Annotated in this window: 15 protein-coding genes and 2 pseudogenes; 14 read left to right on the top strand and 3 right to left on the bottom strand. The window is 70.9% G+C overall.

Translation table 11 applies throughout. The features are described from left to right. Nucleotides 1–420: 420 nt before the first annotated feature. From ACSNOK_RS02175 to ACSNOK_RS02155, 5 genes are all read left to right on the top strand, one after another. Nucleotides 421–945 (top strand): DUF6879 family protein, encoded by a 525-nt coding sequence (locus ACSNOK_RS02175; protein ID WP_436778800.1) that lies wholly within the window; start codon nt 421–423, stop codon nt 943–945. Between the two features lie 19 nt (nt 946–964). Further along, nucleotides 965–1813 carry a helix-turn-helix domain-containing protein gene (locus ACSNOK_RS02170; protein ID WP_436778799.1) on the top strand — a complete coding sequence of 283 codons (849 nt, stop codon included), beginning with the start codon at nt 965–967 and terminating at the stop codon, nt 1811–1813. A 60-nt stretch (nt 1814–1873) separates the two neighbouring features. Further along, nucleotides 1874–2113 carry a hypothetical protein gene (locus tag ACSNOK_RS02165; protein WP_436778798.1) on the top strand — a complete coding sequence of 80 codons (240 nt, stop codon included), beginning with the start codon at nt 1874–1876 and terminating at the stop codon, nt 2111–2113. Then, nucleotides 2110–2274, top strand: coding sequence for a hypothetical protein (locus ACSNOK_RS02160; RefSeq protein ID WP_436778797.1), 165 nt, complete (start codon nt 2110–2112; stop codon nt 2272–2274). The genes ACSNOK_RS02165 and ACSNOK_RS02160 overlap by 4 nt, the downstream gene beginning before the upstream one ends. Nucleotides 2275–2472: 198 nt before the next feature. Beyond that, the gene (locus ACSNOK_RS02155) at nt 2473–3618 is read left to right on the top strand and encodes a serine hydrolase domain-containing protein (RefSeq protein ID WP_436778796.1); all 1146 of its coding nucleotides are present in this window, start codon (nt 2473–2475) and stop codon (nt 3616–3618) included. 355 nt (nt 3619–3973) lie between these two features. Here the strand turns inward: ACSNOK_RS02155 and ACSNOK_RS02150 are convergent, their stop codons facing one another. Continuing rightward, nucleotides 3974–4600, bottom strand: coding sequence for a TetR/AcrR family transcriptional regulator (locus tag ACSNOK_RS02150; RefSeq protein WP_436778795.1), 627 nt, complete (start codon nt 4598–4600; stop codon nt 3974–3976). 57 nt (nt 4601–4657) lie between these two features. Here ACSNOK_RS02150 and ACSNOK_RS02145 point away from each other — a divergent pair, with 57 nt between their 5' ends. From ACSNOK_RS02145 to ACSNOK_RS02135, 3 genes and pseudogenes are all read left to right on the top strand, one after another. After that, nucleotides 4658–5149, top strand: coding sequence for a DUF1453 domain-containing protein (locus tag ACSNOK_RS02145; protein ID WP_436778794.1), 492 nt, complete (start codon nt 4658–4660; stop codon nt 5147–5149). A 423-nt stretch (nt 5150–5572) separates the two neighbouring features. Beyond that, nucleotides 5573–6040, top strand: coding sequence for a MarR family transcriptional regulator (locus ACSNOK_RS02140; protein WP_436778793.1), 468 nt, complete (start codon nt 5573–5575; stop codon nt 6038–6040). 56 nt (nt 6041–6096) lie between these two features. Further along, nucleotides 6097–6180 (top strand): annotated as a pseudogene (locus ACSNOK_RS02135) (DUF1772 domain-containing protein); the annotation flags it as partial. Nucleotides 6181–6306: 126 nt separating this feature from the next. Here ACSNOK_RS02135 and ACSNOK_RS02130 read toward each other — a convergent pair. Then, a pseudogene (locus ACSNOK_RS02130) lies at nt 6307–6652 on the bottom strand (helix-turn-helix domain-containing protein). 46 nt (nt 6653–6698) lie between these two features. Continuing rightward, complete coding sequence (locus ACSNOK_RS02125; protein WP_436778792.1) at nt 6699–7265, bottom strand: protease inhibitor I42 family protein; 567 nt, start codon at nt 7263–7265, stop codon at nt 6699–6701. A 91-nt stretch (nt 7266–7356) separates the two neighbouring features. Here ACSNOK_RS02125 and ACSNOK_RS02120 point away from each other — a divergent pair, with 91 nt between their 5' ends. The 6 genes from ACSNOK_RS02120 (at nt 7357) to ACSNOK_RS02095 (ending at nt 15847) form a co-directional block, all read left to right on the top strand. Beyond that, nucleotides 7357–8100 (top strand): hypothetical protein, encoded by a 744-nt coding sequence (locus ACSNOK_RS02120; RefSeq protein ID WP_436778791.1) that lies wholly within the window; start codon nt 7357–7359, stop codon nt 8098–8100. Between the two features lie 221 nt (nt 8101–8321). Then, a complete protein-coding gene (locus ACSNOK_RS02115; protein WP_436778790.1) occupies nt 8322–9824 on the top strand; it encodes an aldehyde dehydrogenase family protein in 1503 nt (500 codons plus the stop codon). A gap of 279 nt (nt 9825–10103) precedes the next feature. After that, entirely contained in the window at nt 10104–11666 is a 1563-nt protein-coding gene (locus ACSNOK_RS02110) for a GMC family oxidoreductase (protein WP_436778789.1), read from the top strand. Continuing rightward, nucleotides 11663–12940: a quaternary amine ABC transporter ATP-binding protein gene (locus ACSNOK_RS02105; protein ID WP_436778788.1), complete on the top strand. Its 1278-nt coding sequence runs from the start codon at nt 11663–11665 to the stop codon at nt 12938–12940. Before ACSNOK_RS02110 ends, ACSNOK_RS02105 begins: the two co-directional genes overlap by 4 nt. Then, on the top strand, nt 12937–14886 hold the full coding sequence (locus ACSNOK_RS02100) for an ABC transporter permease (protein WP_436778787.1): 1950 nt from the start codon (nt 12937–12939) through the stop codon (nt 14884–14886). The genes ACSNOK_RS02105 and ACSNOK_RS02100 overlap by 4 nt, the downstream gene beginning before the upstream one ends. After that, nucleotides 14876–15847, top strand: coding sequence for an ABC transporter substrate-binding protein (locus tag ACSNOK_RS02095; RefSeq protein WP_436778786.1), 972 nt, complete (start codon nt 14876–14878; stop codon nt 15845–15847). Before ACSNOK_RS02100 ends, ACSNOK_RS02095 begins: the two co-directional genes overlap by 11 nt. Nucleotides 15848–15850 lie beyond the last annotated feature (3 nt).

Genomic DNA, 15850 nt, shown 5'->3' with positions numbered 1-15850 from the left:
GGGGTCGCTCCGTTTACGGAGTTCGACGAGGCCGAAATTACACGCAACTCCCCTTGCCAACCGCCCGGTTGAAGGTGCATGGCAGCCCACTGGGGCGCTCATGTCAAGCATCGAGCGTACGCGCCCCGACGCGCGCCGTTGACGTCTGAGCCCAAACTGGGCAAGGCTCCCGCAACCGGTTGCACCTGTGAGCGTCGGAGGCTTTCGTGGAACTTCGGTTCGTCGGCAAGGACCCTGAGTCGGACGACCACGGTTCGCCCGCGGTCTGGGTGGACAGCGGAACGAGGGATCTCTTGTTCCAGGGCGCTAGGGTGGACGCGTCCACGGAGCGAGCATGCACACGGGATGTCGCCATGCCCGACCACGAGGCAGTGGTGTGAGTGCCGAGGCGCATGATTCCCCTTCTTCGAGAGGCGCTTGGTGTCGCAGAGCTTGAGTAACTTCGCAGACCTGCTCCGCTCCGCCGAGCGCTCGGCCGTGCACCTTGAGATGCGCGATGTCTATGCGGTCGAGAGCGAGACCGAGCGCATCGCGGCCTGGAAGGGAGGTCACCGCCTCGACCCGGTGGACCGCGGCTCCTGGTGGCGTTCGTGGCACGACCTGGTCCACGAAGTGACCGGCAAGGGCGTGGTCATGCGCCGTGCCCGCATCGTCTCCGAGCCGGTCAGCGAATACATCCGCTATGAGCATTCGGGCACGTTTACCAACATCGCGGCAGGAGAGGACGTGCGCTGGCTGCCCCGGCGCAACGCGTCCGATATCCCCCTCCCTGGGAACGACTTCTGGCGTTTCGATGACCGGCTGGTCCAGTTCAACATCTTCGCCGGTGACGGTCGGTGGGTGCACACGGACCAGACCGAAGCCCCGGAGGTGGCGGCCCTCTGCGCGACCGCTTTCGAAGCCGTATGGGAACGGGCGGTCCCGCACGAGAAATTCGCCGTTTGATCGAAGCGGAACCCAGCACGTGTCACGCTCTCCGCTTTCCAGTGCTCAGGTGGCTCGGGCGTCCGTTGCCGCCCGTCTGGACGAGATCCGGCGGGACGCGGGGCTCACCGGGCAGGAACTGGCCGAGCGCTGCGGCTGGCACAAGTCGAAATCGTCCCGCCTCGCACGAGGGAAGACGCTTCCGTCCGATGCCGACATCCGGGCTTGGTGCGCCGCGTGCGGGGCTCCGGAGCAGGCCGGCGACCTCATTGCCGCGTCCCGCAACGCCGAGTCGATGTACGCGCAGTGGAAGCACCTCCACCGCCACGGTCTGCGGCGGACGCAGGAAAGAACGGTACCGCTCTACCAGCGCACAGGGCACTTCCGGGTCTACGCTTCCAACCTCGTCCCCGGAATGCTGCAAACCGCGGGGTACGCCCGGGGTGTACTCCGTTCCATCACGGACTTCAGGGGCACACCCGACGAGGTGGACCAGGCAGTCCAGGCGAGGCTCGACCGTTCCCGCGTCGTTCGCGAAGGCGGTCGTCGTTTTGCCCTCTTGGTGGAGGAGGCGGTTCTCCGCTATCGCGTATGTGATGACGACGCCCTGGCCGAGCAACTGGGGCACATGCTCGCCGTGATGGCGCAGCCGAACGTGTCCCTCGGGGTGATCCCGTTCGAGGCGCGGCGAACCGTGTGGCCCCTGGAAGCGTTTTACGCTTTCGACGACGGCCAAGTCGCGGTCGAGACGCTGACAGCCGAGATCAATGTGACGGCTCCGGGCGAAGTCCACACCTACCTCCGCGCCTTCGCGGAGCTCTCGCGGATCGCCCTCCACGGCCCGCCCGCACGCGCCCGGATCACACAGGCGATCGACCTGCTCGGCTGATCGTGCAACCGCACGCAACCTGCTGGACCGGTTTTCCGCCGCGTCCCTAGCCTCCCGAGCATGAAGTCGAACATGCGGGGCCGCAGGCTCCCTGACTGGCGCGTGGAACTCACTCCCTTCCGCCGCCCCTTCCTCGACGCCCACGGCAACGTCTGCGTCCCGTTGTGGCTGTGCAAGGACGGTGTGCACGTCGCCGACACCACCTTGCGCCTCCGGCCGTCCGAAGCGGCCCCCTTCAGGGACCACATCGACGGCGTGCTCGCCGAGGTTCGGCCGGCCGAGGGAAGGAACCGGACATGAGGAGCACCGTCGCCGCCGACGGCACCCGCCTGGTGACCGTCTACAGGCGGGAGCCCGGCGTCACCCCTGACAAGGCGCGGACGAAGCAGGTGCCGATCCAGGAACTGGGGCGGGTGCGGGGGGAGTGGGTGGTGTGCAGGTGTCCCTTGTGCTGGGCTTGAGAAGGGGGCGCGCGGTGGCTGCCTCCGGTGCCGTCCGGGCCTCACCCCGCGCGATCTCGAACCGCATTATCCGGTGGCGGTCACGTGCCGACAACCGGCTGCCGGATGATGTGGGACACGCCCCTCCAGCCTCATCCTGTTCTGTGGACACAGATATCGGCAGCCCGCGAGCCGGGCTGTGCTGAAGGGAGTCGGGACATGGGGAGAATCCGGGCGTTATTCACCGCCGCCGTCATCGCCGTGACCGCGCTGACGGCGGCCGGTCCGGCCGGTGCCGCCGGTGGCGCCGGTGCGGCTGGTGCGACGCGGGCGCCGGGTGGGTCGGACCGGGAGGTCCGGGAAGCGTTGGAAACGATCACCACGAAGGGCGGAGTGCCGGGCACCCAGGCCGTGTTCGGCAACAAGAGCGGTCCGTTGCGGGTGCTCAACAGCGGCGTGGGGGACATCGGTACGGGCAAGCCGTTCCCGAAACCCGCCACCGCTCGCATCGGTTCACAGACCAAGGTGTTCGTGGCCACGGTCGTTCTGCAGTTGGTGGGGGAGGGGAAGGTCGAGCTCGACCGGGACATCGACCACTACCTGCCCGGCCTGATCCGGCAGAGCGGCAACGACGGGCGGAAGATCACCGTCCGGCAGCTCCTCCAGCACCGCAGCGGCCTGCCGGAGCACGAGGACGATCTGTACGCGATGGGCATCGAGAAGGTCCGCTACAAGCACTTCACGCCGCAGGACCTGATGGACCTGTCCCTGGACGAGCCGCCGGTCTTCGAACCGGGCACCGACTGGTCGTACAGCAACACCAACTACATCGTGGCTGGCATGCTCATCGAGAAGATCACCGGACGGTGGTGGGGCGACGAGGTCAAGGACCGGATCATCAAGCCGCTCGGGCTGAAGGACACCGCGGTTCCGACCGGTTACGAGATTCCGGGGCCGCATCCCCGGGGCTACATCAATCTGGAGGACGGCCGGCGGATCGACATCACCGAGTTCGACATCTCGATGGCCGACGCGGCGGGGAACATGACGTCGAGCGGACCGGACCTGGTCAAGTTCTACGACACTCTCATCAACACCAACAAGCTGCTCAAGCCCGCCCAGTTGACCGCCATGAAGACGACGTCGAAGACGGGCGGCAGCATCGAGTACGGCCTCGGCATCATCAAGGCCAAGAAGCCCTATGGCGAATTCTGGGGCCACGACGGGCAGGTCTTCGGCTGGACGACGGCCGCGGGCGTCACCACCAAGGGCGGACGGGCGGCCGTTTTGCTCAACGACACCATCACGACCAAGGAACAGAACGATCAGCTCGACACCGCCATGGACAAGGCGATCTGTTCCTGACCTCTCCTGATCTCTCCTAACCTCCGTCAGACCGCCGTCGCTTCCAGGACCGAGGTCAGGGAAGGTGTCCGCAGGATGCCGTGAAGCCGGAAGCCCGTGCGGGTGGGGAGGCCGTGACGCCGGTCAGTCCTGATGCTCGGCGAGACCGCGCGCAGCAGCCCGCCCCGCCCGCCCGCCACGTCGACGACCGTCCCGCCGTCCGGAAACCGGCAGACGCGGGCGATCCGCAGGTTCGCTTCGCGGACCTGCTCGGCCGTCTCCTCGGACGTGGCCTGAGCGCCGGCTTCCCCAGCAGGATCCGGCGTTCGGGGTGGCCGGGGATCTGAACGGTCAGCCGGGGCGTGTTGGCCGGAGATCAGCCGCCGGTCCGGAGGGCGTCCAAGTGCCGTTGCAGTACCTGCGAGAGCAGCTTCGGCGGATAGCGGTCGGGCAACAGCGTTGCCTGGAAAGCGAGTCCGTCGAGGAGGGCGGCCAGTCGCGTGCTTTCGAGTTCGATGTCCATGTCGTCCGGTAGCCCGCCGGCGCACCGCGCTTCGTGCAGCACGCGCGAGATCAGCTTGTGCAGGCCGGCCTGCATTTCGGCGGCGCAGGGTCGCAGTTGGGGGCGGGTGTGTGCGGCGGTGGTGAAGGCGAGCCAGAGTACGGACTCCCGGCGGCGGGTCTCGTCCAAGGGAAGGAGCTCGGCCAGGAGCTCTTGTGTCGCGGCCCGGCGGTCGGTGTGGCCGTCGGGAGCGTCGGGGGCCAGGAGCCGGTCGGCGTGGGTTCTGATGCGGTCGCCGATGCGCTGGGCCAGCTCCCTCATCGTGAAGGTCATCAACTCGTCGTGGTTGGCGAAGTAGTGGCGGACCGAGCCGACGGCGAGTCCGGCTTCATCGGCGACGTTGCGCAGCGACGCGTGCTCCAGCCCATGCCGTGCGGCGACGTCCAGGACTGCCTGGGCTACCACCCTGCGGCGGGCCGCAGGATCGACGATCTTTGGCATGGTTGCCTTTATAGCACGACTGGGCTAATACTTATTTAGCTCAGTCGCGCTATATAGATGGGTGGCATCTGCGTGAACCCCTGGCTGCTCACTGCGATCATCGTGGCGGTCGTGATCGCGGCCGTGATCAAACGGCTGATCGGAGAACCGGTCAACGCGCGGGAGCTCTTCGCGGCCCCGGTGGTCCTGACCGGGATCGGCATCCTGTCCCTCGTCAAGAAGACGGATCTGACCGCCGCCGATATCACCTGGATCGTCACGGGCGCCGTCCTCGGCGTTGCGCTCGGCGCACTCCGAGGCGCCACTGTTCAGTTGGTCGAAAAAAGGGGCGTCCTGTGGCAGCGGTACACCGGCCGTACCTTCGTCGCCGTGCTCGGCACTCTGGCGGTCTCGGCCGGCTTCAACGTCCTGGCGGTGAAGATGGGCATGCACGAGTACGCACGGCCCCTCCAGCTCGCTATCGGCGTGAGCTTCCTCGGCGAGTCCCTCGTGGTCGGCCGCCGCGGCATGTCTTCGGGGATCCCCTTCGCCCCGGCGCGAACGCGCTGACCTGTGGCCGTGTCCCGTGCTCGTACGGCTCGAAGCCGCTCGGCCGGCCCCTTTCGCCGGATCACGAGGCCGCCCGCCCGCGCTGCCGACGCGCCGACGCCCCGGACGGCGGCGATTCGGCACGACGAGTACGCCTTGCCGCCACCCAGGTCATCGGGGCGCGTTTGCGGATGACCGTTGGTCGGACGTGGGACGCGGAGGCGTTCGGGGGCCGGGTCCGTCCGTCGGATCCCCCCCCCATGAGCTGTGCCGAGATCGTTCGTTCATGAGCCCGATCGGCTCGGAACCCGGGGCCGGAATCCTCGTCTTCGCGCCGACGTCGAGAAGATCAACCACTTGTCCTCAACCAAACTTGAGGTTCTACGGTCCTTGTGTGACCTGCCTCAGCGCGCAGGTTCCGCACGAAGCGCAAGGAGTGACACCATGACGACCCACCAGAGCCCCGACGCCGATCTGGTCGGGCAGCCCGCCGCGTACTGGACCGGTGTCGCCTACGAGGCGCTCATCGCGTACACCCGGGCCCGGCAGGCCGAAAAGGGGTACACCCAGCCCCAGTTCTGGCTGCTGCGCAATCTGTCCGTGAACGACATCTCGCCCGACGGCGAGGGGATGACGCTGCCCGAGCTGAGGAAGGCCATGGCCTCCTACATTCGGCCCGAGGACGATCTGGCGGCGGAGGCCGAGGTGCTCCTGGAGCGCGGCTGGCTGACCCGGGACGCCGAGGGCCGGCTGTGGCTCACCGAGGACGGCGAACAGGCCCGCGTCGACCTCGCGCGCAACGCGCCGGCGATCCGCGCCGCCCTCCACGAGGGCATCGACGAGGCGGACTACGTCACCACGGTGAAGGTGCTCCAGCGGCTGATCCGCAATGCGGGCGGAACGGTCGCCTGACGGACCCACGGCCCGGGCGGGTGCCCGGCCGGGTCGGCCGACGTGCTTTTCCGGCGATGAACCGCTGGGACCGCCTCCACTACGTCCGCGTCGCAGTCATCCTCGCCGCCTTCGGTCTGCTGGTCGCCGCCCTTGCCTGAATTCGCGGGGCGAGACCGCACGGGTGGCACCGTCGCGTGGACGTCGCTCGGCGCGGGAGCGGTCGGGCCGGCGGGGCGGTGGTCCGGGGGAGAAGTCAGGGCCGAGAGGCCGTACGCGAGCCGCGTTCAGTCGCTCGGGCGCGTCCAGGCCATCGCGAAGCTCGTCGGCACGCCCGCCGCGACCGCCTCCTTGCGGTACGCGCGCGGCGAGCGGCCGACGATGTCGCGGAATGTGCGGCTGAAGGTGCCCGGGCTGCCGAAGCCGACCTCGAAGCAGATGTCGGGCACGCTGCGGTTCGTGTCGCGTAGCAGGGACATCGCGTGTTCGACGCGCCGGCGCTGGAGGTGGCGGTGCGGCGTCTCGCCGGACGTGGTGCGGAAGACGCGGATGAAGTGGGCCTCCGAGGGCCAGGGCCGTGATGTCCAGCGGGCGCGCGTAGGCGCGGTCCATGGCGTTTCGCGCCCGGAGCATACGGCGGTTGGTGTCCTCGGTGGCGCCGCTCACCCGGCCAGGGCCGCTACCGTACGGTCACCGGGTACGTGACCGACCGGGCCAGCTCCGGGGAGTAACAGCCGGCCTCGCGGTCGCTGCCGCACCGGTTGGTGAGGTTGATGCGCGTGGTGCCGGGGTTCCCGGCCACGAACGTGAAGTACAGGGCGTAGCTCGAACCGGCCGCCTCCCGTTCGCGGGCGGTCTGGTAGCTGCTGGTGCCGGCGGGCCGGACGACGTTCCGGTCGGGTCCCGGGGCGGACAGGCTCCAGTCCAGGCGCGCGGACGCGCTCTGCCGCATCTCGATCGTGAAGCGCTCGCCGTGCCGGACGGTGAGCGTTCCCTCCGTGCGGTCGCGCGGGTTCGGCTGCGCCGGGTCGTACGGCGGCATCCGGTCCTGGTGGACGGTGCCGAGCATGCCGCGGCGGTCCTCGTCCCCGCCCTCGGCCGCGTGGCTCTCCTTGCCCTTGTCCTTGCCGGGGGCGTGGCTCCCGCTTCCTCCTCCGCCTCCGCAGGCGGTCAGAGCGAGCGTCAGCAGGGCCGCTCCCGCGGGCAGGAGGGCGGTGCGGACGACGGGTCTCTTCGCTGTGTTCACGGGGTCATGTTCGCCGGTGCGGGGGATCGGGTGGTACCCGCGGTCCCTTACGCGCGGTGGCGATGTCAGTGGCGGGTTCTAACGTGCTGTCATGACGTCCTACTTCACGCGGTACGCGCAGGGTGAACACGAGCAGGTCTGGAACGAGTTGCGCCGGCTCGGTCCGGTGCCCGGGGCGCTCCGGGAGGATGTGGAGGCGGTGGCCACGGCCACCATGGAACGGGTGGCGCGGCACGTCGTCCGGCTCGCGGAGGCGCTGCCCGAGCTGGGGTTCGTCCAAGCCTCGGAGGGGATGGCGCCGCACCGGCCGCCCACCGAGGGCACTCCGGCCGCCGTGCGCGCCATGGAAGAGGCCGTCGGCGTGCTGCCCGCCGCGCTCAAGGCGAGCTTCCTGACCGTCGGCGACGTGTCCTTCCTCGGCGACTGCCCGGTGCTCGGGCTGCACTATCACCACGGCCCGCCGCCCCGGACGGGCCCGCCCGGCGTCGAGTACCCGGATCCGCTGGACATCGCGGGCGTCGAGCACCTCGCGTACGAGTGGGAGGCATACACCGAGGATCCGGACTACGCGAACGGCGACGCGGAGGAGGAGTTCCTCTTCTCCCTCGCGCCCGACGAGCTCCACAAGGCCAACGTCAGCGGCGGTACCCATGACGTCGCCCTCCCCGACCCCAGCGCCGATCCGGAGGTGTACGGGGTGGCCGGGCGCGCGGGGATCACGCTCGTGGAGTATTTGAGGACGTCCATAGCCTGGGGCGGGCTTCCCGGCTGGGAGTTCGCCCGGGGTCCGGCGCCGGACGCGCTCGCCCGGCTGGCCGTCCGGCCCGATTTTTGAGCCGCCCTGACTTCTGAGCCGTCCCGCGTCCTGGGCCGTCCGCGTAAGGAGAGCGTCGCTATACGTGATTACAGACGTGATTCAGGTGACTTGGGTCACTCTCTGAGCAAAAGGAGGCATGAGCGCCCCGCTTTCGGTTAGGCGCGCCCCGTTGACGGCCGAGCTCTGTGCTGAGGCGGTCGTCGGCGGGACCGCACGGAGACCGGAAGCAGAGGAAGAACATGTCGTCAGTCGAGACGATCCACGTGAACGGCAGGTGGCGCGCCGCCGCCTCCGGCGCTCAGCGGGAGGTGCTCGACCCGGCCGACGCCAAGGTCCTCGCCGTGGTGGCCGAGGGCGGTACCGAGGACACGGACGCGGCCGTGGCCGCGGCCCGGGCCGCGTTCGACCACGGCCCCTGGCCGCGGACGCCCGTCGCCGAGCGCGCCGCGCTGCTGCGCCGCGTCGCGGACCTGCTCCAGCGGGACCGCGAGGAGATCGCCCTCACCGAGAGCCGCGACACCGGCAAGACGCTGGAGGAAGGCCGGGTCGACGTCGACGACGTCACCAACGCCTTCCGCTACTTCGCCGACCTCGTCGTGAACGAGAGCGGCGGCCGGGTCGTCGACGCCGGCAGCCCCGACGTGCACAGCGTCGTCGTGCACGAGCCGGTCGGCGTCTGCGCGCTCATCACGCCGTGGAACTACCCGCTGCTCCAAGCCAGTTGGAAGATCGCCCCGGCGCTCGCCGCGGGCAACACCTTCGTGATCAAGCCGAGCGAGGTCACGCCGCTGTCGACCGTGCACCTGATCCGCCTCCTCGTGGAGGCCGGCCTGCCCGCCGGCGCCGCCAACATCGTCACCGGCGCGGGCGACCCCGTCGGCGCCCGGCTGTCCGAGCACCCCGACGTCGACCTGGTCTCCTTCACCGGCGGCCTGGCCAGCGGCACCCGCGTGATGCGCGCCGCCGCCCCCACGGTGAAGAAGGTCGCGCTCGAACTCGGCGGCAAGAACCCCAACGTCGTCTTCGCCGACGCCTGCGCCACCGACGAGGGCTTCGACACCGCCGTCGACCAGGCCCTCAACGCCGCCTTCATCCACAGCGGCCAGGTCTGCTCGGCCGGCTCCCGGCTGATCATCGAGGCGTCCGTCCGCGAACGCTTCGTCGCCGAACTCGCCCGCCGCGCCGAGCGCATCCGGCTCGGCCGCGGCACCGAGCCCGGCGTGGAGTGCGGACCGCTGGTCTCCGCCGCCCAGTTGGAGAAGACAGAGGCGTACGTGGCCTCCGCGCTCGCCGAGGGCGCGGTGCTGCGCTGCGGCGGCGCCCGCCCCGAGCCCAGCGAGATCCGCCCCGCCACGGGTTACTTCTACGAGCCGACCGTCCTCGACCGCTGCACGCGCGGCATGAAGGTCGTCCGGGAGGAGACCTTCGGCCCCATCCTCACCGTCGAGACCTTCCGCACCGAGGACGAAGCCGTCGCGCTCGCCAACGACACCGAATACGGGCTCGCCGGCGCCGTGTGGACCCGGGACGCCGGCCGCGCCCGCCGCGTCGCCGGACGGCTGCGGCACGGCACGGTGTGGATCAACGACTACCACCCCTACCTGCCCCAGGCGGAGTGGGGCGGGTTCGGGAAGTCCGGCATCGGCCGGGAGCTCGGACCCTCCGGGCTCGCGGAGTACCGCGAGGCCAAGCACATCTACCAGAACCTCGCTCCCGCGCCCGTGCGCTGGTTCGCCGGCTGACCCCGGCGGCCCGGGCCCTTCCTCGGATGCCGGCGCGCCGTCGCGGCCCACCCCCCGCCCGGCGCGCCGGACGTAACCGGCCTCGCCGTCGACCCGGCACCCCGGCCGGAACCGGGCAGTCGGAGACCGGCACCCCGGCACCCCCGGACGTACCCATCGCAAGCCCTCACCGCAAGCCCCCCACCCCCAAGCCCGCTACCCGCTCACGTGCCACCACCGGCCGTGAGGCGGAAGCGCAGTACCTTCCGCGACCACTCCACACCTGAGGAGCGTCACCGCATGCCCCCCGCAGTTGAGAAGATCACGGCCGACTACGTAGTCGTCGGCGGCGGAACCGCCGGTTCGGTCATCGCGTCCCGCCTTGTCGAGAACCCCGACACCAGCGTCGTCGTCATCGAGGGCGGCCCCACGGACATCGACCGCCCCGACGTCCTCACCCTGCGCCGCTGGCTCGGCCTGCTCGGCGGTGACCTCGACTACGACTACCCGACCGTCGAGCAGCCGCGCGGCAACTCGCACATCCGCCACAGCCGCGCCCGCGTCCTCGGCGGATGCTCCTCGCACAACACCCTGATCTCCTTCAAGCCGCTGCCCGGCGACTGGGACGAGTGGGCCGCCGCCGGCGCCGAGGGCTGGGACTGGGCGTCCATGGACCCGTACTTCGAGCGGCTGCGGAACAACATCGTCCCGGTCGACGAGAAGGACCGGAACGCCATCGCCCGCGACTTCGTCGAGGCCGCCCAGACGGCGGCCGGCGTGCCGCGCGTCGAGGGCTTCAACAAGAAGCCGTTCCACGAGGGTGTCGGCTTCTTCGACCTCGCGTACCACCCCGAGAACAACAAGCGCTCCTCCGCTTCCGTGGCCTACCTCCACCCGCACATCGAGGCCGGCGACCGCCCCAACCTCCGCATCCTGCTGGAGACCTGGGTGCACAAGCTGGAGCTGGACGGCACCCGCGCGACCGGCGTCCGCGCCCGTACCAAGGACGGGCGGGAGCTGCTGGTCGAGGCCGGCCGCGAGGTGATCCTCTGCGCCGGCGCGGTCGACACCCCCCGGCTGCTGATGCACTCCGGTATCGGCCCCAAGGCCGACCTGGAGGCGCTGGGCATCCCCGTGGTCCACGACCTGCCGGGCGTCGGCGAGAACCTGCTCGACCACCCCGAGTCGGTGATCGTCTGGGAGACGAACGGACCGATCCCCGAGAACTCGGCGATGGACTCCGACGCGGGCCTGTTCGTGCGCCGCGACCCGGACGCCACCGGGCCGGACCTGATGTTCCACTTCTACCAGATCCCGTTCACCGACAACCCCGAGCGCCTGGGCTACGAGAAGCCCGCGCACGGCGTGTCGATGACCCCCAACATCCCCAAGCCCCGCAGCCGCGGCCGCCTCTACCTCACCAGCGCCGACCCCGAGGTCAAGCCCGCCTTGGACTTCCGGTACTTCACCGACGAGGAGGACTACGACGCGCGCACGCTCGTCGACGGCATCCGCCTCGCCCGCGAGATAGCGAAGACCGAGCCGCTGGCCGGCTGGCTCAAGCGCGAGGTCTGCCCGGGCCCGGAGACCACCTCCGACGAGGAGCTCAGCGAGTACGCGCGCAAGGTCGCCCACACCGTCTACCACCCGGCGGGCACCTGCAAGATGGGGGCCGTGACGGACGAACAGGCCGTCGTCGACCCGGAGTTGCGGGTGCGTGGTCTGGAGGGGGTGCGCATCGCCGACGCGTCGGTCTTCCCGACCATGACGGCGGTCAACCCGATGATCGGCGTGCTGATGGTGGGGGAGAAGTGCGCGGAACTGCTTGTATCGGGCCCGACCGAGAGGGGTGACGGCCAGTGAGCGGAACCGACACCGTCAACCGGACGCCCGACGCGGAGTCCTCGCGGACCACCGCCGCCACCACCGCCACCGCGAAGCCCGCCACCGGGCCCGGCCGCCCGGCGGCGGCCGAGAAGCCCGCCGCCACCGCCCCGGTCACCGCCGCCGATCGCGCCCCCGAGCCCGACCGGGCCCGCGAGGCCGACCGCACCACCGAACCCGGCGGCACCGCCGCCCCCGTCTTCTCCGTCCGCAACCTGTGGAAGGTCTTCGGCAACCGCCCCGAGCGCGTCCCGGGCAGCGACCTGGCCGAGCTCACCCCCGAGGAGCTGCGCGAGAAGGCCGGCTGCACCGTCGCCGTCCGGGACGTGTCGTTCGACGTCCGGCCGGGTGAGGTCTTCGTCGTGATGGGCCTCTCCGGCTCCGGCAAGTCCACCCTCGTCCGGTGTCTCACCCGCCTCATCGAGCCCACCAGCGGCAGCATCGCCATCGACGGCGAGGACGTCCGCTCCATGGACAAGAACGCCCTCCGCGAACTGCGCCGGCACCGCGCCGCCATGGTCTTCCAGCACTTCGGCCTGCTGCCGCACCGCACCGTGCTCGACAACGTCGCGTACGGCCTGGAGATCCAGGGCATGGCCAAGGCCGAACGCCGCGCCCGCGCCGCCGAGATGGTCGACAAGGTCGGCCTGGCGGGCATGGAGGCCCGGCGCCCCAGCCAGCTCTCCGGCGGCCAGCAGCAGCGCGTCGGCCTGGCCCGCGCCCTCGCCGCCGACCCCGAAGTCCTGCTGTTCGACGAGCCGTTCAGCGCCCTCGACCCGCTGATCCGCCGCGACATGCAGGAGGAGGTCGTCCGCCTGCACCGCGACGAGGGCCGGACGATGGTCTTCATCACCCACGACCTCTCCGAGGCGCTCCGCATCGGCGACCGCATCGCGCTGATGCGCGGGGGCCGGGTCGTGCAGTGTGGCACCCCCGAGGAGATCGTCGGTTCCCCGGCCGACGACTACGTCCGCGACTTCGTCCAGGACGTCCCCCGCGAGCAGGTCATCACCGTCCGGCGTGCCATGCGCCCCGCCACCCTCGGCGAGGCGCGCGGGGACACCGGGCCCACCGTGACGGCCGGGACGACCGTGGCCGAGGCCATCGACGTCGTCGCCCGCGACGGCAAGCCCGCCCGCGTCCTGGACGGAGACCGCTGCGTCGGGATCGTCGACTTCAAGTGCCTCCTGAACGTCGTCGCGGGGCTGGACGGCCCACAGCACGGCGGACGCCTGGAGAAAGCGGCCGCATGAGCACCACCAGCACCACCCCCACCCTGGCCACCGCCCCGGACACCGCGCGGCTCCGGACGCTCCTCCGCCGACCGGCCGCCCGCAAGGTCCTGGCCCTGGCCATGGCCGGGCTGGTCCTCGCCCCCTTCGCCCACGCGGCGTGGGGGAGCGGCGGCTGGCCGGACGCGCTGTCCGTCTCGCTGGACGGGCCGCTGCGCTCGGCCGGCGACTGGATCGTGGACAACCGTGACAGCCACTGGCTGTTCCTGTACTTCTTCGGCCACATCAGCAACGTCATCATCGGCGCCGTGCACGCCGTCTACGTCGTGCTGCTCGCCCTCGGGTGGGCCGGTGTGACGGCCGGCGCCGCGCTGGTGGCCTGGCGCGCGGCGGGCGTACGGGCCGCCGTGACGGCCGTGGCCTCGTTCGCCGTCTGCGGCCTGCTCGACATGTGGGTGCCGACGATGCGGACGCTCGCGCTGATGGCCGTCGCCGTCGCCGCGTCCGTCGTCGTCGGCGCGCTCCTCGGCCTCGCGGCCGGGCTGTCCGACCGGACGTTCCGCGTGCTGCGGCCCGTCCTGGACACCATGCAGGCGCTGCCCGCCTTCGCCTACCTGCTGCCCGTCGTCCTCGTCTTCGGCATCGGCGTGGCCCCGGCCGTCCTCGCGACCGTCGTCTACGCGGCGCCGCCGATGGCCCGGCTCACCGCGCTCGGCCTGCGCTCCACCGACCCCGGCATCATGGAGGCCGTGGAGTCGCTCGGCGCCACCGGCTGGCAGCGGCTGGTCACGGCACGCCTGCCGATGGCCCGCAAGCAGCTCCTGCTGGGCCTCAACCAGACGATCATGATGGCGCTGTCGATGGCCGTCATCGCCTCCGTCATCGGCGCGGACGGCCTCGGCGACCGCGTCTACCAGGCGCTGTCCACCGTCGACGTGGGCGCCGCGCTGGCCGCCGGCATCCCGATCGTGCTGCTGGCGATCGTCCTCGACCGCACCACGTCGGGAGGCTCCGACGGCACCCCCGTCCGCCGGGGCCACCCCGCGGTCGGCTGGACGCTCGCCGCGGTCACCGTCGCCGGCTTCGCCCTGACCCGCTCGCACGACTGGCCGCGCGGCTGGACCGTCGCGATCACCGAGCCCGTCAACCGGGCGAAGGACTGGATGGTCGACCACCTCTACTCCGGGATCCCGGGCATCGGCGGCACCGCCGACTGGGCGGCCCACTACACCGGCTGGGTCCTCGACCCGCTGCGCGACGGCCTCCAGGCGCTGCCCTGGTGGGGCGCCGTCCTGCTGGTCGCCGCCCTGGCCTGGGCCATCGGCACCTGGCGCACCACCCTGACGGCCGTCCTGTCGCTCTCCGCGATCGGCGTGCTCGGCCGCTGGGACAGCGCCATGGACACCCTCTCGCAGGTGCTCGCCGCCGTCGCCGTGACGCTCGTCCTCGGCTTCGCGGTCGCCGTCGCGGTCGCCCGCAGCCGGCGCACCGAGCGGCTGCTGCGGCCGGTGCTGGACGTGTTCCAGACCATGCCGCAGTTCGTCTACCTCATCCCGGTGGTCGCCCTGTTCGGCGTGGGCCGGGCGCCCGCCGCCGCAGCGGCCGTCGTCTACGCGCTGCCCGCCGTCATCCGCATCGCGGGCGAGGGGCTGCGGCAGGCCGACCCGCGGGCCATGGAGTCGTCGACGTCCATGGGCGCGACCGGCCGGCAGCAACTGCTCCAGGTCCAGTTCCCGCTGGCCCGCAACGAGCTGCTGCTCGCCGTCAACCAGGCCGTGGTCCTCGTCCTGTCCGTCGTCATCATCGGCGCCCTGGTGGGCGGCGGCGGCCTCGGCTACGAGGTGGTCTTCGGCCTCGCCCGCGGCGACCTCGCCACCGGCCTCGTCGCCGGCGCCTCGATCGCCTGCCTGGGCCTGATGCTCGACCGGGTCACCCAGCCGACGAAGGGAGCGCGCGATGCGCGGTAAGTGGATCGCCGGTGCGGCGGCCCTCGGCACGCTCGGCACGCTCGCCCTGACCGGCTGCGGGGCGGCCGACATGACCAAGCAGGGCTCGCCGTACGCCAACGCGGCCGGTACGAAGTCCGTGACGCTCTCCGTCCAGTCCTGGGTCGGCGCCCGCGCCAACACGGCCGTCGCCCAGTACCTGCTGGAGCACGAGCTCGGCTACCGCGTCGACACCGTCCAGGTCGACGAGGTCCCCGCCTGGGACGCGCTCAGCCAGGGCCGGGTGGACGCCATCATGGAGGACTGGGGCCACCCCGAGCAGGAGAAGCGGTACGTCGCCGACAAGAAGACCGTCGCCGACGGCGGCGACCTCGGGGTCACCGGCCACATCGGCTGGTGGGTCCCCAAGTACTTCGCCGACGCCCACCCCGACATCACCGACTGGCGGAACCTGAACAAGTACGCGGCGCAGCTCAAGACCCCGGAAAGCCGCGGCAAGGGCCAGCTCCTCGACGGCTCGCCGTCCTACGTCACCCACGACAAGGCGCTGGTGAACAACCTCAAGCTCGACTACCAGGTCGTCTTCGCCGGCTCCGAGGCGGCGCAGATCACCCAGATCAAGCAGTTCGCCAAGGACCGCAAGCCGTTCCTGACGTACTGGTACGAGCCGCAGTGGCTGTTCAACGAGGTGCCGATGGTGGAGGTCAAGCTTCCGCCGTACTCGGACGCCTGCGGGACGAAGGGCGAGACGGACCCCGACTCCGTCGACTGCGCCTACCCGACCACGCCGCTGAAGAAGTTCCTCAACGCCGACTTCGCCCGCAAGGGCGGCGACGCGGCCCGCTTCCTGAAGAACTTCCGCTGGACGAAGCGGGACCAGAACGAGGTCGCCCAGCTGATGGCCGAGGACAAGCTGCCGGCCGACAAGGCGGCGGCGAAGTGGGTGAAGGCGCACCCGGACGTCTGGAAGAAGTGGCTGTGACGG

It is taken from the genome of Streptomyces sp. URMC 126, assembly GCF_051386555.1.
GTDB lineage: Bacteria > Actinomycetota > Actinomycetes > Streptomycetales > Streptomycetaceae > Streptomyces.
The sequence above is the reverse complement of the archived record's forward strand: the minus strand, read 5'-3'. Positions and strand labels throughout refer to the sequence as shown.